The 21,130-nt window shown below is 61.4% G+C and carries 18 protein-coding genes, 1 tRNA gene and 1 pseudogene; 16 read left to right on the top strand and 4 right to left on the bottom strand.

Features of this window, described 5'->3' with window-relative positions; genetic code table 11:
- Window positions 1-210: 210 nt before the first annotated feature.
- Window positions 211-708 carry an HNH endonuclease gene (locus tag AB0O81_RS05115; RefSeq protein ID WP_337337540.1) on the top strand — a complete coding sequence of 166 codons (498 nt, stop codon included), beginning with the start codon at window positions 211-213 and terminating at the stop codon, window positions 706-708.
- 7 nt (window positions 709-715) lie between these two features.
- Here the strand turns inward: AB0O81_RS05115 and AB0O81_RS05110 are convergent, their stop codons facing one another.
- A complete protein-coding gene (locus AB0O81_RS05110) occupies window positions 716-1,045 on the bottom strand; it encodes a hypothetical protein (protein ID WP_363581927.1) in 330 nt (109 codons plus the stop codon).
- 61 nt (window positions 1,046-1,106) lie between these two features.
- On the opposite strand from AB0O81_RS05110, the gene AB0O81_RS05105 reads away from it, so the two are divergent.
- From AB0O81_RS05105 to AB0O81_RS05055, 11 genes and pseudogenes are all read left to right on the top strand, one after another.
- Complete coding sequence (locus AB0O81_RS05105) at window positions 1,107-1,676, top strand: cysteine hydrolase family protein (protein WP_363581925.1); 570 nt, start codon at window positions 1,107-1,109, stop codon at window positions 1,674-1,676.
- A 102-nt stretch (window positions 1,677-1,778) separates the two neighbouring features.
- On the top strand, window positions 1,779-2,504 hold the full coding sequence (locus tag AB0O81_RS05100; RefSeq protein WP_363581923.1) for a hypothetical protein: 726 nt from the start codon (window positions 1,779-1,781) through the stop codon (window positions 2,502-2,504).
- Window positions 2,455-4,098: a DNA polymerase Y family protein gene (locus AB0O81_RS05095; RefSeq protein WP_363581921.1), complete on the top strand. Its 1,644-nt coding sequence runs from the start codon at window positions 2,455-2,457 to the stop codon at window positions 4,096-4,098. Before AB0O81_RS05100 ends, AB0O81_RS05095 begins: the two co-directional genes overlap by 50 nt.
- 84 nt (window positions 4,099-4,182) lie before the next feature.
- Complete coding sequence (locus AB0O81_RS05090; RefSeq protein ID WP_363582616.1) at window positions 4,183-7,590, top strand: error-prone DNA polymerase; 3,408 nt, start codon at window positions 4,183-4,185, stop codon at window positions 7,588-7,590.
- A 238-nt stretch (window positions 7,591-7,828) separates the two neighbouring features.
- Window positions 7,829-8,386 carry a hypothetical protein gene (locus tag AB0O81_RS05085; RefSeq protein WP_363581920.1) on the top strand — a complete coding sequence of 186 codons (558 nt, stop codon included), beginning with the start codon at window positions 7,829-7,831 and terminating at the stop codon, window positions 8,384-8,386.
- Between the two features lie 127 nt (window positions 8,387-8,513).
- The gene (locus AB0O81_RS05080; RefSeq protein ID WP_363581918.1) at window positions 8,514-8,885 is read left to right on the top strand and encodes a VOC family protein; all 372 of its coding nucleotides are present in this window, start codon (window positions 8,514-8,516) and stop codon (window positions 8,883-8,885) included.
- Between the two features lie 56 nt (window positions 8,886-8,941).
- Window positions 8,942-9,013 (top strand) — tRNA-Arg (locus AB0O81_RS05075).
- A 302-nt stretch (window positions 9,014-9,315) separates the two neighbouring features.
- Window positions 9,316-9,468 (top strand): annotated as a pseudogene (locus tag AB0O81_RS05070) (DUF2510 domain-containing protein); the annotation flags it as partial.
- 441 nt (window positions 9,469-9,909) lie between these two features.
- Window positions 9,910-10,356 carry a G5 domain-containing protein gene (locus AB0O81_RS05065; RefSeq protein WP_363582614.1) on the top strand — a complete coding sequence of 149 codons (447 nt, stop codon included), beginning with the start codon at window positions 9,910-9,912 and terminating at the stop codon, window positions 10,354-10,356.
- A 315-nt stretch (window positions 10,357-10,671) separates the two neighbouring features.
- Window positions 10,672-10,899 carry a MazG-like family protein gene (locus tag AB0O81_RS05060; protein ID WP_363582612.1) on the top strand — a complete coding sequence of 76 codons (228 nt, stop codon included), beginning with the start codon at window positions 10,672-10,674 and terminating at the stop codon, window positions 10,897-10,899.
- The gene (locus AB0O81_RS05055) at window positions 10,886-12,658 is read left to right on the top strand and encodes a DNA/RNA helicase domain-containing protein (protein ID WP_363581916.1); all 1,773 of its coding nucleotides are present in this window, start codon (window positions 10,886-10,888) and stop codon (window positions 12,656-12,658) included. Before AB0O81_RS05060 ends, AB0O81_RS05055 begins: the two co-directional genes overlap by 14 nt.
- Here AB0O81_RS05055 and AB0O81_RS05050 read toward each other — a convergent pair.
- Window positions 12,655-15,606 (bottom strand): DEAD/DEAH box helicase, encoded by a 2,952-nt coding sequence (locus tag AB0O81_RS05050; protein ID WP_363581914.1) that lies wholly within the window; start codon window positions 15,604-15,606, stop codon window positions 12,655-12,657. The two genes, AB0O81_RS05055 and AB0O81_RS05050, sit on opposite strands and share 4 nt — an antisense overlap.
- Entirely contained in the window at window positions 15,596-16,000 is a 405-nt protein-coding gene (locus AB0O81_RS05045) for a (deoxy)nucleoside triphosphate pyrophosphohydrolase (protein WP_363581912.1), read from the bottom strand. Before AB0O81_RS05045 ends, AB0O81_RS05050 begins: the two co-directional genes overlap by 11 nt.
- 119 nt (window positions 16,001-16,119) lie before the next feature.
- Between AB0O81_RS05045 and AB0O81_RS05040 the strand changes: the two genes are divergently transcribed.
- The 4 genes from AB0O81_RS05040 to AB0O81_RS05025 all read left to right on the top strand — a co-directional run bounded on the left by AB0O81_RS05040 (window position 16,120) and on the right by AB0O81_RS05025 (window position 20,699).
- A complete protein-coding gene (locus AB0O81_RS05040; RefSeq protein ID WP_363582610.1) occupies window positions 16,120-16,455 on the top strand; it encodes a potassium channel family protein in 336 nt (111 codons plus the stop codon).
- 86 nt (window positions 16,456-16,541) lie between these two features.
- Window positions 16,542-17,618, top strand: a complete 1,077-nt coding sequence (locus tag AB0O81_RS05035; RefSeq protein ID WP_363581910.1) for a type I restriction endonuclease — start codon at window positions 16,542-16,544, stop codon at window positions 17,616-17,618.
- Window positions 17,619-17,871: 253 nt separating this feature from the next.
- The gene (locus AB0O81_RS05030; protein WP_363581908.1) at window positions 17,872-19,077 is read left to right on the top strand and encodes an ice-binding family protein; all 1,206 of its coding nucleotides are present in this window, start codon (window positions 17,872-17,874) and stop codon (window positions 19,075-19,077) included.
- Between the two features lie 170 nt (window positions 19,078-19,247).
- Window positions 19,248-20,699 (top strand): DUF222 domain-containing protein, encoded by a 1,452-nt coding sequence (locus AB0O81_RS05025; RefSeq protein WP_363581906.1) that lies wholly within the window; start codon window positions 19,248-19,250, stop codon window positions 20,697-20,699.
- Between the two features lie 33 nt (window positions 20,700-20,732).
- Here the strand turns inward: AB0O81_RS05025 and AB0O81_RS05020 are convergent, their stop codons facing one another.
- Window positions 20,733-21,062, bottom strand: coding sequence for a hypothetical protein (locus AB0O81_RS05020; protein ID WP_363581904.1), 330 nt, complete (start codon window positions 21,060-21,062; stop codon window positions 20,733-20,735).
- Window positions 21,063-21,130: the final 68 nt, after the last annotated feature.

Below are 21,130 nucleotides of genomic sequence, written 5' to 3'. Positions count from 1 at the left end.
GAAGCCGATGAGCACGACACCACGCATCCGAACCATGGATGCGCTCGGCCGTCTTGTTCTTCGGCATCGTACGATCGACTGCCACGGGTTGACCGTGGATCACTGGCGCTGTCTATAAGACAGCGCCTTTTTTGTACCCCTGCGCATGAGAAGAACGTCTGCATGTCGAAAGAGCCGAGAAGCCGTCTCGGCCGTTCGAGAGGATGATGAATGCGCACTCTGGTGCTGAATGCGGGCTATGAGCCCCTTGCTGTTGTGTCGTTCAAACGGGCCATTGTGCTCGTAATGAACGAGAAGGCCGCCGTTATCGAGCACGTCGATGACAATCCGATCAAGGGAACACAGCAGGCGTATGACCGCCCCGCGGTGATCATTTTGACCAGATATGTGCGCGTACCCGGGGCACGAAATATCCCGGTGACCAGACGCGGCGTACTGCGCCGCGACAGTCAGCGCTGTGCATACTGCAGCAAGTCGGCCTCGACCATCGACCACGTGCTGCCGCGCTCACGCGGGGGAGCAGACACCTGGGAGAACCTGGTCGCGTGTTGCCTGCGCTGCAACAACGTCAAGGGCGATCGCACACCGCAAGAGATGAATTGGTCGTTGCGCATCATTCCTCGCCCGCCGCGCGGCACGCAGTGGACGGTGCGCGGCACTGACCGCACCGATCCCAGCTGGGAGCCCTACCTGGAGCTTGCGGCCTAGTCGCCACTCACGCGTCGATGTGACGCCATTCGCGCACGAACTGCTCTACCGTCAGGCGCGAGAGGTCATCACGCACATTGGCGAGCACGTGAGTGGCCTCTTCGAACTGTCCCACCGGAATGCGCAGCACTTCAGCCCCTGTTTCGAGCCTGATGACAACAAGTTCGAAGCCGGGGAGCGCGCTTTCGCCGCCAAAGCCGAAGGCAGAGAGTGCGAACGCAGCGACGTAGCGCGCAGCGCGCACCAGGGGATTGAATCGGCGCGCGACAAGGTCGGCAGACAGATATTCCACGGCGTTGCCTGAAAACGGCGGTTCAGAAGTGCGGGCATCAGGCATCTTCCTGCCATTTTAGGCGCGAACGCGTGCGGCGTCTGTGTCGCGTGGTCATGATGGATACATGACCCGAGCACTCATCGTGATTGACATGCAACGCGCTTTTGATGACCTGTCGTTCTGGGGCAAGACAACGAACCCCGAGTGCGAGGCGAACGTCGAAGCACTGGTGAAGGCCTGGCAGGCCTCGAGTGAAGAGATCGTGGTCGTGCGCCATGATTCTCGCGCGGCAGGATCGCCGCTGCATCCTGAATCGCCTGGTAATGCTCTGGTGTCGGGTGTGGCCGCTGTCGAGCCTGCGCTCTTTGTCACGAAGAACGTCAACTCGGCGTTTTATGGTGACCCCGATCTTCACGAGTGGTTGAGTGCGCGCGGCATCAGCGAGCTGGTGGTGTGTGGCATCCAGACGAACATGTGTGTGGAGACCACCGCGCGTATGGCAGGCAATCTCGGCTATGAAGTCACGGTGGTGTTGGATGCGACGCGCACCTTCGACCTCAGCGAGAACATTCCTGGGCTGGGCGTTGTCACCCGCACGGCGGCCGAGCTGATGGCGTCGACCGCGGTAACCCTGCAGGGTGGCGGGTTTGCGCGCATCGCGACCACTGCCGACATGCTCGCGGGATCAGCGTAATCTAGAACATAGCTTCTTATTCTTCGGCTTTTGATGTCGGAGGGTGGTTTTAGCGTTGTCGTGAACGTAGATAGATTAGAACATCTGTTCTATCATCACTGAATGGCGGCGATCATGCGCGAACGTGCAGAGAAGGCAGATCTTGCGTCTCTGCGCGCCCAACTTGAGCGTGTGCAGGGTAGAAAACTGGATGCGCCGGTGTTGCCCGTGCATCCGGTGCTGTCAGAGCTGCTTCCCGGTGGCGGGCTGATGCCCGGCGGCGTCTATTCGCTGAGCGGGGCCACGTCGCTGCTGTTCGGGCTGCTCGCGCGGCCGTCTCAAGACGGTTCGTGGTGCGGGGTCATCGGCATGCCTGAGGTCGGCATCGAGGCGGCAGAGCGGCTGGGAGTAGAGCTGGAGCGGCTGGTGCTGGTGCCTGAGCCCGGCAAACGGTGGATTGCTGTCGCGGCGACGCTGGCTGAGGTGTTGCCCGTGGTGGCGGTGCGTCCGCTCTCGCGGGCGGGCAACGCCGAGATCTCGCGGTTGAGCGCGAGACTGCGCGACCGCGGGGGAGTCATGCTCGTGCAGGGCCCCTGGCCGCAGGCAGAGGCGACGCTCGCGGTGAGCGATGCGCGGTGGGAAGGCCTGGGTAAAGGCCACGGCTACCTCGCAACGCGCACGCTGACGGTCACCTCATCGAGCAAACGGTGGCCAGTGCCTCGGCGGCGCACAATGATGTTGCCGAACCTTGACGGCACGATCGTGTCGGCACCCGAAACCGCGACCGTCTCGTCGTGGCATGACAGAGCGCGCGACATGGCTCCCGCACCGATTCGGGCGGTGGGCTGAGGTGGCCGCGGTGCGAACCCTGGTGCTGTGGTTTCCGGATTGGCCGGTGACGGCTCTTTCTCTCGATGGGCCAGACCCGATGAACCTTGAACGCCCGATCGCGGTCGTTGAGAACAACCTCGTGGTCGCGTGCTCCGCAGCAGCGCGTGCCGACGGCGTAAAACGTGGCCAACGTCGCCGCGATGCGCAGGCCCGATGCCCGCGGCTTGTCGTGGTTGCCAGCGATGCGGCGCGTGATCAGCGAGCATTCTCGCCGGTGGTGTCGAGCATCGAAGAGCAAGCGCCAGGGGTGCAGATCATTCGCCCCGGAATGTGCGCGCTGCGCGTGCGGGGGCCCGCGCGATATTACGGCGGCGAGGCAGAGGCGGCGAAGGTGCTGCAAGAAGCGTTGCGAGAGCGCGGCCTTGAGGGAGTGCGCGCCGGCATCGCCGATGGTCCGTTCACTGCCGAGCAGGCGGCACGGCTCACGCGGCCGGCGGATTCCACCTGCATCGTGTTGACGGGCGAGTCCGCGCAGTTCTTGGCACCATTGCCAGTGCGGGTGCTCGGCGGTATGTCAGAGCTGAGTGCGGCGCCGCGCGCCACGCGGGGCGCGACGGCAACGGGCACCGATCTGGTCGGGTTGCTGGCACGGCTGGGCGTGCACACCCTGGGGCAGTTCGCGGCGATGAGTGAAGACCGGGTGCGCGAGCGGTTCGGCGACCGGGGTCTTCGGCTGCACGCGCTCGCCGGGGGCAGCGACTCACGCGCGATCGAACCCCGCACGCCTCCGCCCGAGCTGCACCGTGAAGTGGCGTTCGAGCCGCCGCTTGAGATCGCTGAGCAGGTGGCGTTCGGCATGCGCATCACTGCCGAAGAGTTCATCGGGGGCATCGGTGCGGCAGATCTGGTGTGCACCGAGCTGCGGGTGGAGCTTCTGGGAGACCGGGGTGAGCGCAGCGAACGGGTGTGGTTGCACCCGGCATCGTTTGACGCGGCCGCGGTCGTTGACCGGGTGCGCTGGCAGTTAGGCGAAGACGAGGGACGGCTGCGCAGTGGGGTGGCGCTGGTGCGCATCTCTCCTGAAGCAGTGGATGCTGCCTCGCACCATCGCCCCGCTATTTTCGGCACCGGACCAGAAGAACGCGTGCACCATGCGCTCTCTCGCGTGCAGGCGATGCTGGGGCACCGTGGGGTGCTGATTCCCGCGGTGGGCGGCGGGCGCTGGTTAGCAGAACGCCAGGTGCTGGTGCCCTGGGGTGATCGCACAGTGGTGACTAAAGAACGCGCCAGGCCGTGGCCGGGCAGCCTGCCTGATCCGCTGCCGGCGACGGTGTTCCCCGAGTCGCACGCGGTCGAGGTGACCTCACTCGGTGGCTACCTCGTCGAGGTTGATGAGCGCGGCACCATGTCGGCGGTGCCCGGGCTGCTCATCGAGGGCCGGCGCAAGCGTGCGATCGCCGAGTGGGCGGGGCCGTGGCCGGTGGTGGAGCGAGGGTGGGATGCCGCGCGCACCCGCCGCGCGCACCGCTTTCAAGTGGTGGATGCTGACGGCACCGGCTGGCTGCTCGTATGCGACCGCGGTTCGTGGACGGCCGAGGCGCGCTATGACTGACGTCTCGGGTGGGCGGCGAGCTCTGGCTGAGTGCGCGATGCGGCGGTGCGCTCTGAGTAAGTGCGCGATGCGGCGGTGGCGCTGATGGGCTTCAACAACCCCGCGGTTTCGTGGTCAGAGATGGAGCGGCTGCTCAGCGATCGGCAGCGGCCAGGGGGCGCACCCGCGGGCGCCGATGGCGGAGACAGCCCGGCGTGGTCGCGCAAGCGCGGCCCCTACGTGCCGCCGACGATTGAGCGCCCAGAAGACACGGTGCCCTATGCCGAGTTGCACGCACATTCGTCGTTCTCGTTTCTCGACGGGGCATCGTCACCCGAAGACCTTGCCGAAGAGGCAGAGCGGCTCGGGCTGCACGCACTGGCGATCACCGACCACGACGGTTTCTATGGCATTGTGCGGTTCGCCGAGGCCGCCGAATCACTGCAGCTGAATACCGTGTTCGGCGCCGAGCTGTCGCTGGGGCTTCCCGCGCCGCAGAAGGGCGAAGCTGACCCGGTGGGCTCGCACCTGCTGGTGCTGGCCCGAGGCGAAGAGGGGTATCACCGGCTGGCCAAGGCCATCACGCACGGGCAGCTGCAGGGCGAAGAGAAGGGCAGGCCGCTCTATAACCTCGACGAGTTATCGTCGCAGGGGCGTGATCATTGGGCAGTGCTCACCGGTTGCCGCAAGGGTGCGGTGCGGCGCGCGCTCGCCGATGAGGGGGTTGATGCCGCGGCACGCGAGCTCGACGAGCTGGTGGCGTTGTTCGGGCCTGACGGAGTCTATGTCGAACTCATCGACCACGGCAGCCCACTCGACAGCCGTCACAACGACATGCTGGTGTCGCTCGCGAGAGCGCGCGGTCTGGCCACGGTGGCCACCAACAACGTGCACTACGCCGTTCCCGAGCGGCAGCTGCTCGCGGCTGCGGTGGCCGCGGTGCGCGCCAATCGAGGGCTCGACGAACTCGATGGCTGGTTGCCCGCGCACGCGAGCGCGCATCTGCGCTCTGGTGCCGAAATGGCCGAGCGGTTTGTGCGGCATCCTGATGCCGTGGTGCGCACTGTTTCGCTCGCCGATGAGCTGGCGTTTCCGCTTCGGCGCGCCAAACCTGCGCTGCCGAAACTCGATGTGCCCGCCGGGCACACGCCGATGAGCTGGTTGCGACACCTGGTATGGGAGGCGGTGCCGCGCAAATATCCCGACCTCACCGAAGACAACCGGGCCCGCATCGACAAAGAGCTCGGCGTGATCGAGATGAAGGACTTTCCAGGCTACTTCTTGATCGTGCACGGCATCGTGCAAGAGGCCAGGCGGCGCGGCATCCTCTGCCAAGGCCGTGGCTCTGCCGCCAACAGTGCCATCTGCTATCTGCTCGATATCACTGCCGTTGATGCAATCGCCTACGAGTTGCCGTTCGAGCGGTTTCTGTCATCGCTGCGTGAAGAAGAGCCCGACATCGATGTTGACTTCGACTCAGATCGCCGCGAAGAGATCATCCAGTGGGTGTACCAAACCTATGGACGCGAACGCGCGGCGCAGGTGTCGAACGTGATCCAGTACCGGCCCAAGAACGCGGTGCGCGATATGGCGAAAGCGCTCGGCCATTCGCCGGGCCAGCAAGACGCCTGGTCGAAGCAGATCGAAGGATGGGGGGCTTCGCTTGAACCATCGCCCTCGCACAACATCCCCGCGCAGGTGATCGAGTTCGCGAGTGAGCTACTGAAGGCACCGCGACACCTCGGTATCCACTCGGGTGGCATGGTGCTCACCGATCGTCCTGTGGGCGAGGTGGTGCCGATTGAGCACGCCCGCATGGACAACCGCACGGTCATTCAGTGGGACAAAGACGATGCCGCCTGGATGGGCCTGGTGAAGTTCGACCTGCTGGGGCTCGGAATGCTCGCTGCGCTGCAGTACTGCTTCGACATGATTCATGCCGCGACGGGGGAGCGGTGGGAGCTATCGACCCTGCCGAAAGAAGAAGCCGCGGTCTATGACATGCTCTGCCGTGCTGATTCGATCGGGGTGTTTCAAGTCGAATCGCGCGCGCAGATGGGGTTGCTGCCCCGGCTGCAGCCGCGTCGCTTCTACGACCTGGTGATCGAGATCGCGCTGATTCGCCCCGGGCCCATTCAGGGTGGGGCGGTGCATCCGTTTGTGAAGCGCAAGTTGGGTCTTGAAGAGGTGACCTATGCGCACCCGAAGCTCAAGCCGGTGCTCGAGCGCACCCTGGGCATTCCGGTGTTTCAAGAGCAGCTCATGCAGATGGGCATGGCGATTGGTGGGCTGACGGGTGAGGATGCTGATCTCTTGCGCCGCGCCATGGGCTCCAAGCGCGGGGTGGAGCGCATCGACTCGCTGAAGATCAAGCTGTATGAGGGCATGGCGGGCCACGGTTTGGTCGGCGAGGCAGCCGACGCGATCTACGCCAAGATTCAGGCGTTCGCGAACTTCGGGTTCGCCGAGTCGCACTCGCTGTCGTTCGCGCTGCTCGTGTACGCGTCGTCGTGGATCAAGTTGCACTACCCGGGAGCGTTTCTCGCCGGGCTGCTGCGCGCTCAACCAATGGGTTTCTATTCGCCCGCATCGCTCGTGGCTGATGCCCGTCGCCACGGCGTGGAGGTGCGCCGGCCTGATCTGCTTCGGTCGGGCGTGGAGCCGGTGCTCGAAGCGCTGGACGAGAATGCGCTCGCCGGGCAAGAACCCACGGGATTGGATGCGTGTGCGCAGCGCCTGCAACCTCCGGTGGGTCTGTTCGACATCGATGCGCCAGATGAATATGTCGCGCATCGCCGTGACGGCAACTTCGCGGTGCGGTTGGGACTTGCCGCGGTGAAGGGGATCGGTGCGAAGGTCGCCCAACGCATCGTCGCGTCGCGCGAGGCAGAGGGCGACTTCGTCGATCTGCGTGATCTGGTGCGGCGCACCGATGTAACCGAGGCGCAGATCGAGGCGCTCGCCACTGCCGGAGCCTTCGAGTGCTTGGGGCTCACTCGTCGTGAGGCGATCTGGCTGGCGGGTGCTGCCGCGCAGGATCGTGCGCAGTTTCTGCCTGATTCGCTGGTGTCGGTGCAACCGCCGCTGTTTGCCGATCAGACCAGTTATGAGCAGCTATCGGCGGATCTGTGGGCGACCGGCATCTCGACGGATGATCACCCGCTCACGCACTACCGCTCAGGGCTCGATGCACGAGGTGTGATCACGTCGCGGGGCTTGCGTTCGCATGAGACCGGGCGGCGCGTTGAGGTGGCTGGGCTTGTCACTCACCGGCAGCGGCCGGCGACGGCAGCGGGCGTCACCTTTTTGAACCTCGAAGACGAGCATGGGCTGGTCAATGTGATCTGCTCGACCGGGGTGTGGAATCGCTATCGCCGGGTGGTGCGTGATTCGCCGGCGCTGATCGTGAGGGGAATTCTCGAGCGGTCGGTCGAGGGCGTCACGAATCTGCTGGCTGACCGGTTCGAAGATCTGCGAGTGGGTGTGAAGCACCAGTCGCGGGACTTCCGGTGAACGCGGCAGCGTACCAAACCCCACAATCGATCTCGGTTCGCCACCGTAGAGACGCATTTTGGAGCGAGAAATCGGCCTGTTCGTAGGGTGTCGACAAATCGCAGGGCATGTGGTCAGACCACATTGAGGATTCGCACGGACTTTTCGCAGGTTGCTCACAGTTTGCGCGAAACTTGAGGCATCCGAAGGCGACAGCCACACCGGATCCGACGCAACCTAACAAAGAAAGGTCGACATCATGTCCGCCCCCACTGCCGCCCCCGTCCTGCCCGGTGCACGAGCTGCTGACGCTCCGGTCGCAACCCGCACTGGCCTCGCGATTGCCATCGCGGTCGCTCGCATTCTGATGGGGTTCTACTTCTTCTGGGCCTTTGTCGACAAGATGTTCGGTCTGGGTTTCGCGACGCCCGCCGAACGCGCATGGATCAATGGAGGAAACCCGACACTGGGTTACCTGTCCGGCGCAACTGAAAGCCCCCTTGCGAGCGTCTTCGCCGCGATCGCAGGCAACCCGATCGTCAATGTGATCTTCATGGCTGGCCTGCTCGGCGTCGGTGTCGCGCTGATGCTTGGAATCGGCGTTCGCATCGGCACGATCGCTGGTGCCGCGATGCTGTTCTTCATGTATCTCGCCAAGTTCCCGCTGACGCTGACCGGGGCCAATAACCCGATCATGGACAGCCACATCACTGACATCACCGTCATGGCAATCGTGTTCTTCGGTGTCTACGGTCAGCTCTTCAGCCTCGCTCCGAAGTGGCGCGAGATCGTCGGAGACAAGACCTGGCTCTGGTGACCTGCCGAGTGTTTCCGTCCCCTGCGTGTTCCACGCGGGGGACGGTTTTTTGCGCGCCCCGGCCATTTGTCGAGGTTGACGCGCTCGCCCGTGGCTAGCAGTCTGGCTGTGTCACAGAGGAGACAACATGGATCTCGGCAAGTTCTCGGTCAGCCTGGCCGTACAAGACATCGCGGCATCACGAGCGTTCTACGAGAAGCTCGGGTTCGAGCAGGTCGGTGGTGATCAGTCACAGAACTGGTTGGTGCTGCACAACGGCAACGCGACGATCGGACTGTTTCAAGGCATGTTTCCCAAGAACATTCTGACTTTCAATCCGGGGTGGGATGCGGTGGGCAACGAGGTCGATTCGTTCACCGATATTCGTGAGCTGCAGAAGACGCTCGCCGAGCGTGATGTTGCGTTCGAGAGCACGATCGATGCCCCCGATTCGGGCCCGGCGAGTTTCGTGATCGTCGACCCGGATGGCAACCAGATTCTGGTAGATCAGCACCGGTAGCGCTCGCCGGTCGCGTGTGGCCGGCCGGGGACGTGCGGATAGACTGGATGCCGCCAGCCTCTGTAGCTCAATGGAAGAGCAGTTCCGTCCTAAGGAAACGGTTGGGGGTTCGAGTCCCTCCAGGGGCACAGTCGTTTTTTAACTTTGACCAGGGATTTTTTCGGAGACGTGACCTGTTTTGGTCATAATTCGTGAGCTCTCGGCTCTCGGCTCTCGCTCTCGGCTCTCAGATTGAGCACTGACATTCCGTGCCTCGACATCGGTATCGCGACCGGTACGGCCGCGTGGCGCAGGTCATGTGCAGCGCCGCGGGCTGGCTCGCTCGCGTGCTTCGGGCATTCTGCCGTGGTGAACCAACCTCGTTCCTCGCCTGCGCGTGGCCTCGGTATTGGGACATGCCCAATCATCGTGCGCGCTGAGCGTTAGAGGAATGGGTGAAGGGAGACGCTTCTCATTAGAGTGTTCTCATCTTAGAAATCTATTGGGGAGATCAATGTCGAACTCGCAGCCCGGGTGGTTCCCGGATCCGGCCGACCACAGCAGGTTGAGATGGTGGGACGGCGCACATTGGTCCGCTGGGGTAGCCCGGGACGGATCTGTCTGGGAAGAGCCTCTACTCACAGTTGAGCCCGCCGCGAGTCGGCGTCGGTTGCCCATCTGGGGTTGGGTGCTGATCGGGCTCTTAATGTTTGTGCCGATACTTCTGCTTTCCCCAGTCATCGCACCGATCGCGCTAGTGGTGACGATCACTGGAATCTTTGGACTGAGCAAGGGGTCGCGCACTTGGTTGCGTCTCAAATCTCGTCGCGCTGCTCTCGGGGTTACCGCCGGTGCGGCGGCGCTCTTTCTTATCACCGGGGGCGTGTCGGCGGCTGCGCTCGCCAATCAAACGGAGAGCCCGGCGGCGGCCGGGTCTTCTCGGTTCGCAGGTTCGGAGAGAACGGACACCGGCACGGCTGCTGCCACGCCAACCGCGAAACGGACGCCTTCGCCGACACCAACGGCGACCCCGAGTCCAACCCCTGTGACGACGACGCATGAGGAAGTCGTCACCGAAGCTATTGCATTCGAGAAGACGTCCGTCGAAGACGCGACCCTCCCGCGAGGTCAATCGTCTATCTCTGTTGCCGGCCAACTAGGAGAGCGCGCACTCACCTACGTGATTACGCAGGTTGACGGTGTCGAAACTGGTCGAGAGCTTAAGGCTGAAGTCGTGACCGTCGATCCGGTCACGGAGGTCACTGTGATCGGTACTTACGAGGCCCCGGCGGCCCCGGCGGCCCCGGCGGCGCCTGCTGCGTCGGACTGCGATTCGAATTATGCCGAGGCATGCGTGCCAGTTTCCAGCGACGTCGACTGCGCCTGGGGCAGCGGAAATGGTCCAGCGTATTTCGATGGCGTTGCTCGGGTGGTTGGCACCGATATTTATGGCCTAGACCGAGACGGCGATGGATGGGCGTGCGAGCGGTAAGGCGGCTGCCTCGAAGTCCCGGAATCAAATCCGGATCGGTACGCGATTCTTCTGGTCGAGTTAAAAGATCAGTTGCACGATTCGGTCATCTAACTCGCCGCCGCGCGCGCGAATCCAACCGTTGACGCCAGGTGCCGGCGCATTTTGAAACTGCGGAGTCGAAGCGGCGCGCCCAAGTGCGAGCACTGAATTGGCAAGGCGCAAGCTGATACGGTCGCAACTGTGACGAGTGAGCGCGTTCGGGAAGCCTTGACGGAGTTCGTGCGAGAGCGAGACTAGGCTCAGTTCCATACCCCAGCCAACCTCGCGAAGAGCATTTCTATTGAGGCCGGCGAGTTGCTGGAGTGCTTCCAATGGAGCGACGACGCTGATCCGGAGCATGTTCGAGCCGAGCTCGCAGATGTGGTGACCTACTGCACGATTCTCGCCGAACGCTTAGGCGTTGACCTAGACGACATCGTGCTTGAGAAGCTGGCTGTTACCAAAGAAAAGTATCCCGTCGAAAGCACGAAGGGGCGGAGCACAAGGTATGACGCCCTCTGAGATCGAGCGGTTTGATTTCACCAAGCCAGGAGTCGATCGATGGGCTGCGCAGGATGAACGCCGTCGGAACTGGCCCGTTGTGTATGTGCTGGACGGAGCGGCCGTACCGGGCACAGCAGCCGTGTATGTCGGTGAAACGATCCAGGCAGCAACGCGCATCCACAATCACCTCGCGAACGACGAAAAGCGAAACAGCTTTCGTCGGGTGCGTGTCGTGATGGATGAGACCTTCAATAAATCTGCATGCCTAGATCTGGAGTCGCACCTCATCCGGTGGCTCGCGGGGGACGGCCAGTACACGGTGATGAACGTCCTCGCGGGGGTCACCGACTCCGGCTACTACGAGCGCAATGTTTACCGTGAGGGATTCCGCGAGATATTCGAGAAGCTACGCGCCGATGGAGTCTTTCAACGCAGCATCCCCGAAATAGAGAACAGTGACCTTTTCAAGCTCTCGCCGTTCAAAGTACTCACGCGAGAACAAGCGATTTCGGTGGATGGCATCGTGGAGGGTCTGCTTGAAGCTCTCGCAACCGGCGCGCCGTCGACGAGCGTGATCGAGGGGAATCCGGGGACAGGCAAGACCATCGTCGCCATCTATTTGATGAAAATGCTGGCCGACATACGTGACCATGACGATGCCGATGAGGTCGAGCCTGACTCGATGTTCGCTGAGTTCTTTGTGCCTGAGAATCGTGAACTCCTTAGCGGCCTGCGGATTGGATTCGTCGTGCCGCAACAATCGCTGCGAGAGTCGATCAAGCGCGTATTCAAGAAGACTCCGAAGCTTGCGGAGGCGCAGATCCTCACGCCTTTCGATGTCGGGGCTTCCGATGAGCCGTGGGACGTGCTCGTTGTGGATGAGACGCACAGGTTGAACCAGCGAGCGAACCAATCGTCCGGCGTGAACAACAAGCGTTTCGTGACAATCAACGAGAAACTGTTTGGCGTCGACGATCCATCGAAGACTCAACTTGATTGGATTCGTGCGCAGAGCACACACCAGATCTATCTGTTGGATGCTGAGCAGACGGTGCGGCCAGCGGACCTTCCCCAAACGATCATGCGCAGGCTTGTTAGCGATGCTCGTGCAGCGCATCGGCACCATCCCTTGGTGACTCAAATGCGCGTGCGCGCGGGCACCGACTATGTGGCGTTCGTGCGGGCGATGCTCCGAGGCGAGCTCGGTGCAGTAGCTCGACCGGACTTCGGTGAGTACGACCTGCGGGTGTTCGATGACCTTTCTGAAATGCGGCGCGAGATTCTCGACAGAAACGTCGAGCATGGCCTCGCGCGGCTGGTCGCTGGATACGCGTGGGAGTGGAAGAGTAGTCGCGACAAAGAAGCGTTTGATATCGAAATCGAGGGGCTGCAGCTGCGCTGGAACAGCCAAGCGAAAGACTGGATCAACTCCGCAGGCTCGATCCAAGAGGTCGGCTCCATCCACACTGTGCAGGGATACGACCTCAACTACGCTGGCGTCATCATCGGCAACGACTTGCGTTATGACCCCGCGACGCGTCGCCTGTTCATCGACCGCACCTCATACCGTGATGCCAAGGGCAAAGAGAACAACAAGAAGCGCGGCATTTCCTACTCCGATGAGGACTTGCTCGAATTCATCCGCAACATTTACGGAGTCCTACTGACGCGCGGAATACGCGGCACATACATCTATGTCTGCGATCCTGAGCTGCGCAAATACATTGCGGAAGCAGTCGGTGTACGCGCAGGCGACGCCTTTCCGGTGCTCCGCTAGTTCATGACTGCGGGATGGAAGTAGTCGTACACCGCGTGGTCAATCGGCGCGTCAAAACGAAGGTGCATTCGAACGACCGATAGGCCGTCGAGCATCCGCGTTTCTTCTGCGTTGGAGGCGGTAGCTTCGCCCAGGAAATAGTGACCTGCACCATCGGCGTCTTGCTTCTTTGAAAACACGAATGTCCGAACTTTGTTCGCGGCGATCGGTGCAACGTCTGGGCTTGCGAGGTTTCTTTTGCTCTTCGAGAACCACTCCATCGTTTGACGGTCGAGCAGCTTGTCTTCGTACGCAGTACTCGAGGATACGTCGGAGGCCTTGTCGTACGTAACGAAAATCGGGCATGTTGCGGTCTGCTGATCAACTTTGTAGCCGTAGATCGTGGAGGCAGCACCGCTGCTCTCCCAGCACAGCAACCGACAAGCATCCTTTCGGGAGTACTGGCGACCTGCTGTGAACGGCTTGTCTGCCTGATAGCGGTCTCGAATCAGGTCAAGGCCCGTCTCGACGATGTCATCGACCGATTCCCTAAATTTGGGGGAGCCTGAGTAGGCGGCGCGGAATGCATCAGCAAGCACGACTTTGCCGGCAGCGTTGGACTCTGCGATTGGATGCTTGTACTTGCGGCGTTCTGCTTCGTTGTGAAATTCCAGAGTCAACGTGCGGATAGCGCTGCTCACGTGCCTTGCGGAGGACAAGACCCCGGCTTCCTGGAACGAGCTTTGAATTTGCTCGCGCGACCGTGCGCCATCAGCCAGTAGAGACCGCAGGAGGAGCAACTCGTGAGGACGCTTTGCTGCGAGCGCTTCCTTCGACAGAAAAGTGAGTGCGGAAAGCTCGCGATCGGACAGAGCGGGGCTCACCTTGAACAGCTTCTCGAGCAAGGTGGGGTAGTTGTCGGCATCTGTTGCGAGGATGACCGGATCGACTGACTCAAACCGGAGGAAGTCGTGCAGCATCGGCATCTTGCCCAGGCGATTTCGAAGTAGCTCGATCGCAGCCTTCAACCGCTGTCTGCTGCTGATGTCTGTGTCGACGATTGAGCGAAGCACTCGCTCCTGAGATATGCGGTCAAATCGGACACTTGAGAGACCCGCGATGACGCCGGTCTCTTCAGCAGCGATGAGATTCTTGCGCAGCGATTCTTTGTTCAACGAGTCGTCACCGAACAGTGCAATTGGGATGAGGTAGTTGTTTGTGTAGTTCCCGATGAAATCGATGACGACGAGGTATTCCTTGCCAGGATGCTTCCGCAGTCCACGTCCCAGCTGCTGAACGAAGACAATGCTCGACTGCGTCTGCCGAAGCATGATCACCTGGTTGACAGAGGGAATGTCCACTCCCTCGTTGAAAATGTCCACTGTCAGGACGTAGTCCAGTTCGCCAGTTTCAAGCTGGTGAACGACTCGCTCCCGGTGCTCGATGGAGTCGTCGCCTGTCAGAGCAATCGTGCGCAACTGATGCCCGCGAATGGAAGAGGTATTCAGTTTCGCACTCAACGAATGAGCCTCATCCTTGCGGCTGCAGAAGATGAGGCCGCGCGCTTTAAGCCCCGCCTGTCCGTAGACCTTGATCGCATTGAGAATGTGTTCCACCCGCACCTGGGAGCTCAGATACGAGAGATCCGTGTCCTTCGAGGTGGTGCTGCCGTCTTCATAGGTGGCGTCCGCGACGCCGTAGTAGTGGAAGGGCACGAGCATGTCGTCCTCAAGGGCACGGTTCAGGCGAATCTCGTACGGAACGTTGAAATCGAAGAGCTCGAAGATATTGAACGCGTCAGGGCGCTCGGGCGTAGCGGTCATCCCGAGAAGAAACTCTGGCGATAGGTAGTCCAACACGCGGCCGTATGACTTCGCGCCGGCACGGTGCACCTCGTCGATCAGGACATAGTCGAACTCGTCTCGCGTGAAGGACGCGAGAACGTCGGGTTGGGAGAGCGTCTGAATCGTGGCGAAGAGATACCGCCGGTCGCGCTCCTTGCGGCTCCCGGTCAGCTTTCCGAAGTCTGACGTTGGCGCCCCGAGAACGTGTTGAAACTCCTGGATGGCGCGATCAAGAATTTGCTCGCGGTGCACGACGAACAACATCCTTCGAGGGTTGACTGCGCGCACGTCGAGTGCCGACAAGATGGTCTTACCTGTTCCCGTCGCCGAAATGACGACGGCCTTTCGCTTTCCATCGCGACGCATCTCATCGATGGCGATCAGAGCATCCCGCTGCATGTCATTGGGCACCAAAAGGGCGGATCTTGGAACGGCTTTTGTCTGAGGTGATGCATCATCGACGGGCGTTGGGGCGTCTGCACCGATCGATGCGCCGTCAGGGTCCGGCATAGCTGTGGTTCGTGGTCCCGATGGCGGCGAGTAGGTGCGGGAGTAATCCTCGATCCACTCTGCCGAGAGCGGTATCGATTCTTGCCACTGCGAGTCGGTGAGTTGCACGAACTGCGTTCCAAGATCGCTGTCTCGCGTAGCCGAGACCTTGAGGTTCCATTCATGGTTCCGCACGAGGGCGTTCTCCGTGAGATTGGAACTTCCGAGAATTCCCGTCAGGCGGTCGCGATGGCCGAAAATATAACCTTTTGGGTGAAAGGCCTTTGAGGGATGGAGTCGCGTGCTAATGCCGATGGTCTGAAGGTTCAACAGCTCAGCGAATGCCGCCGGTGAATTGAACCCGAGATAGTTGGACGTAATGATCGTTCCCGAGCCCGAATAGTCGACTAGCTCCTGCTTGAGCAACGCGATGGCGCGAGGAGACACGAAAGCTACGGAGAAGCTGAAACTCTCGCAGTGCCGCAACTCTTCGCGAATAGTTCGGAGCATTGTCGCAGAGTCATCGTTCAGCACGACCTGAGGATTCAGCTGTTTCGGCGCGTCGATCGATCGATTGAGATAGCCGTACTCGATGTCCGGTCGGAGTGCGGCGGCCCAAGGGTAGTCAACTGGCATGTGAGAGGTCAGCCACAATGCGCTTGACGGCGGGGATATCGGCCGGCGCCCAGTCGAGGGCGTGCAGCGCGCCCGGCGCAAGCCACCGTACTTCCGCGTGCTCCGTCAATCTCGGTGTGCCCGCTACCAACTTGCAGTAGAACGTTGTCAGCGTGACGATGCCAAATTCGTACTCGTGTCGGGTCGTCGTGACTTCGTCGCCGACGGCGACCTCGCATTCGAGCTCTTCGACGATCTCACGTTGCAGCGCGTCGTGGGCAGTCTCCCCGGGTTCGATCTTTCCGCCTGGGAATTCCCACATTCCAGCAAGGCTGCCTGCGGGTCCCCGCTGCGCACAAAGTACTTCGTCGTCTCTGACAATGACAGCGCCCACGACGTTAATCTGCTTCTTCACATGCCCTCCCCGGTTCCACAGCAGCCTATTGCCGGCGAGACCGCGGATTCGGCGAACACTCCGTGGGCCGCGCTGTGTAGCGGGAGTCGGACGCGACCGGGCCATATCCACAAACTGGCATTCGGGTTTCGTCGAACACATGGTGGGCCTTCGTAACGATCACCACCGTCGGTTATGGTGACTGTTTTCCGCTTACCGTCAACGGGCGATTCGTCGCAGCGGGTCTGATGGTCGGCGGCATTGCGCTCGTCCGGGTAGTGACGGCCACGCTTGCCTCGTGGATCGTCGAGAAGGTTGCAGGCCGTGCAGAAGTTGAAGAGAACGCTGTTGCTGCGACCGAGCAGCAGGTCGAAGCGCTACGTAGCGAAGTCGCGGAACTGAAAGACATGATTCGTGCGCTCGCTCCCGCGGGAGGTTCCGCACCCGACGACTTCTCCGGGGGAAGCAGCGGGTGAACTCGTCGCGCACCTAGGAATGTCGCGCGTGTATTCCGATACGCTCGCATTCATTCGCGCACATTGAATGAACAATGGGGGAAACGATGGAGTTTGCGGACCGCCTCGCAGCGCTGGCAACAAAAGTAGAGAACCAGGCTTCGGCAATTGGAACCGAAGAGGCCACGAAGAATGCTTTCGTCATGCCTTTCATCTCGACGATTCTCGGCTACGACGTATTTGACCCACTCGAAGTGGTCCCGGAGTTCACTGCAGATGTCGGTACCAAAAAGGGCGAAAAGGTCGACTACGCGATTGTGCGCAATGGTGAGGTGCAGATCTTAATCGAGTGCAAAGCTTCGCTCGGCAAATTGTCGCTCGAGCATGCATCTCAGCTGTACCGCTATTTCGCGGTCACAAACGCGCGACTCGCTGTGCTCACCAACGGTGTCGTCTGGCAGTTCTACACCGATCTTGACGCGCCGAATCGTATGGACTCGAAACCTTTCCTCGTGCTCGATCTGCTCGACATCGACGAGACACTCATCCCTGAAATCCAGAAACTGAGCAGAGACACCTTCGACCTTGAATCGATAATTAACGCCGCGGAAGAGCTGAAGTATCTCGGAGCCCTCAAACGCGAGATTGCGGCTCAATTTAAGGAGCCGTCGGATGAGTGGATCAAGTTCTTCACCGCTCGTGTGTACGAAGGAGCTTTCACGCAGAAAGTTCGAGCACAATTCACATCGCTTGTGGGCAAGGCCTCGAAGCAGTTTCTCACCGAAAGCGTGAACGACAGACTCAAGAGTGCGCTGGGGGCAGCGACTGCACAGGTCGACAGTGAGACAGTCACGAGTGAGCCCGTGGTTGCCGAAGACCTTGATCGTGATACAGAAATCGAGACCACTCTCGAAGAACTTGAGGGGTATCAGATTGTGAAGGCGATCGCGTGCGGAGAGGTGAAACCTCAACGAATAACGCAACGCGATGCGAAGAGCTATTTCGCGGTCTTGCTCGATGACAACAACCGAAAGCCAATTGCGCGGCTCCACTTCAACGGGAAGCTAAAGTACCTGGGCCTTCTTGACGAGGCGAAGGTCGAAACACGGCACCCGCTGACGACGCTAGATGAGATTTACGAGCATGCTGATGCCATTCGGGTCGCTGTGCAGCGATACAGCTGATGGCGCACCGGGAAGCGCATACTTCGGTGGAACGCCTCGTCTGAACGACGCGACGGCCTCGACGCATTGCCGGAACAATGACTGAGGTGCAACGCCTCGTTTGACGTGCCGCCAACTACAGCGACCCGCTCTTCTGCGTCGATCAGGTCACGAAATGGCTGGTCAAGACGATTCACTGGTAGACATGCCCTAGGCGCATACGCTGTTGAACACGTTGACCTTGGATGCCCCTCCTATCAGGAAGGGATCGACCTTGTTCAAGGCATCCTCAAAAGTCCGCTTCTCCGCCGCCATTATTGCCGCAATGCTCGCCGTGGCCCTCGTCCCGAGCACAGCCGCTTACGCCGCCACCGAGCTTGATCTCGGAACCGCCGCACCATTCGGTGTTCTTGGCGCCTCTGCCGTCACCAACACGGGCCCGACCGTGATCAACGGAAACCTCGGTGTCAGCCCGGGAACCTCGATCACCGGCTTTCCGCCCGGCATTGTCAACGGAGTCACTGAAGCAACCACCGCTGTGGCGACCCAAGCTCAAGCAGACGCCCTCGTCGCATACAACGATGCAGCCAGCCAGACGCCCACCCCGCTCAGCGGCGACGAGCTCAACGGTCTTTCACTCACACCGGGCGTGTATTCGGGTGGCGCGATCTCGCTGAACGGCTCGCTTGTACTTGAAGGCACCGCCGAATCGGTCTGGATCTTTCAAGCCGCGTCAACCTTGCTCGCAGCATCCAATTCAGAAATCACCGTTACTGGCGGGGCGAGTGTCTGCAACGTGTTCTGGCAGGTGGGCAGCTCGGCAACCCTCGGCACTAACGCGACCTTTGTCGGCACTGTGCTGGCCTACACCTCGATCACAGCCAACACCGGCGCAACCATCGACGGGCGCCTTCTCGCGCTCAACGGTGCTGTCACTCTCGACACGAACGTGATCAGCGTCGATGAAACCTGCGACACCACCACGCCGGTCGAGGCGACGAGCCCAGAGATCACTTCTGACGCTCCGGGTGAAGGCGAGACTGGCACACCCTACGCGCACACGATCGTCGCGTCGGGCACACCCGCACCGACCTACAGCGCCAGCGGAACGCTGCCGACTGGCACCACGTTGAACCCGACAAGCGGTGTGATCTCAGGAACCCCGACAGCAGCCGGAACGTTCGTTTTCGCAATTACGGCGAGCAATGGAACAGCACCAGACGACACCGTCGAATACTCGGTCGCGATCTCATCGCCCGCGACATCAACACCAGTTGACGCTTCTGAGCAGGGCGATACCGAGACCGACACCAGCGCTGCAGCGGTCGACTCGACGAATGTGTCGGGCGTCGATGACACAGCGGCGGCTTCACTGGCAGAGTCGGGAGTGAATCCGACTTCGGCTCTACTCGCAGCCACTGTGCTGCTGCTGCTCGGTGCGGCAATCACAATCGCGGTCGGTCGGCGCCGAACTGCCTAGCAAGCATCGCGACTGGGGTGTATCGCCCCGCTCGGATGCTGCCCGGTGAGGGTTGGTGTGAGAAGCGGCGTTCGCGTTGCTCGCCGCTGGCGCGGCATTCTCGCGCCCAATCTCAACCAACCCACATCGACATTCGAACAAATGTCCGAGGCCCCTGTCATCATTGCGGTATGTCCCGCACCGCTGCTGCTCCCGCTGAGCGAGCAACCGCACGCCTCGCTTCGGTGGTGCGCGACGTGGTCGAGATTCGACGCCAGATCGCGGGGCTGCAGGCACGCGAGGCTCGTGCGCTCGCCGAGGCGGGGGCGATTGCAAAAGAGTGGGCGGATGCTGAAGCCTCCCAATCTGACGCAGATTTCGCACACCGCAGTGTGGCGGCAGAACTGGCTGCCGCATTGCGAGTTTCTGACCGCACCGTGCAACGACAGATCGGTGAATCAGAGCGCATGGTCGAGGTGTTTCCCGAAACCACCACTGCGCTTGCGGCGGGGCGTGTCACTTTGGCACACGCGAAGGCGATCGTTGAAGCCGGCGACCGCATCACTGAACCAGAGTTGATCGCGGAGTACGAATCGAGCATTCTGCCGTACGCCGAAGCCGAGACGGTGACCCGGTTGCGCCCGGTCGCGAAGCGGCGTGCGCAGTGGTTTCTGAACGAGACGATCCGCGAACGCCACGTCGCGGCGGCTGTATCTCGGGCGGTGCAGGTGCGTGATCTTGACGACGGCATGGCCGAGTTGCAGGTGACGGGGCCGGCGGTCATCATCCACGGTATCCACGACCGCCTCACCCAGATGGCACGCGAGGTGGCTGACGCCGATGCGCAGGCGATTCGCGACGCACGCGATGCTGCACGCCTTGCGAAGCAAGAAGCTACGCACGCTACGAAGCAAGAAGCTACGCACGCTGCGAAGCAAGAAGCTGCGCATGCTGCGACGAAAGAGGCATCCGCGGGTGGAGTGCAACGTGCAACGGCTTACGTCGATGAACTCCGCAGCGCGCGCCGCAGCCTCGACGCGATCCGCGCTGACCTTCTCGCCGACCTCCTCCTCGCTTCTGACCCTGTTGCGCACATCGGCACCCGCGACACAGGGCTTGGCAGCATCCGCGCTACCGTGCAAGTCACCGTTCCGGTTCTCACCCTGTTGGATTCACCGGTCGATGACCCGTTCGACTCGATCGCTCTTGCCGGTCACGGGCCAATCGACCCAGACACCGCGCGCGAACTCGCGAGACACGCCCCCGCATGGGACCGAATACTCACCCATCCGATCTCCGCCGCGGTTCTCGCCGTTGACCGATACCAACCGACGAAGAAGATGCGAAGACTCCTGGCAGTTCGTGACCAACACTGTCGATTCCCCGGATGCAGGCAATCCACCGCACGCAGCGATGTCGATCACACCGTCGACTGGGCGCATGGCGGAAAGACCGCTGTCTCGAACCTTGCGCATCTGTGTCGGCGCCATCACACCCTGAAACATCACACCCCGTGGCGGGTCACGCAAAAGCCCGACGGAATCATGGAGTGGACCAGTCCCACCGGCCGCGTCTATCCCGACCATTCGTCGAGCGGTGTGCACTTCGCCACCGACGCTGAATGTGACCCCGCGCCGTTCTAACAGTTCGATCCCGAGCCGTTCTGACGGCAGCTTTCAATCCTCGTCGACGGGCGCCTCTGGCTCCGCTGGCTCCTCAGGCTCCACGAGCGGTGCCCCCACGACGCCAATACCTACTGCCTGGTGACTGGGCTCGGGCTGGCTGGGCTTCTCCGCCTTGGGTTCGTCGCCAGGCTCCTTCTCGGTGCTGGGCTCTTGCACGTCTTCGTCGGCGGGCATCTCGTCGGCCGACTCTGCGTTAGTCGATTCTGCGTTAGTCGATTCTGTGTTAGTCGATTCTGCGTTAGTCGACTCTGTATCGGCCTGCTCTGCGTCGACCTGCTCTGCGTCAGCGGGCATCTTCTCGTCGCTCGGTTCAGTAGCCATGCGTCCTCCTCTGCTTGTGGGTATACATCAGCATCCACTTCTTCTATTCGGTCAACAACGGGCTTGAC

The organism is Microbacterium sp. NPDC076911, assembly GCF_040687125.1.
In the GTDB taxonomy this organism is placed as follows: domain Bacteria; phylum Actinomycetota; class Actinomycetes; order Actinomycetales; family Microbacteriaceae; genus Microbacterium.
This window is presented reverse-complemented; position numbering and strand designations above follow the sequence as displayed.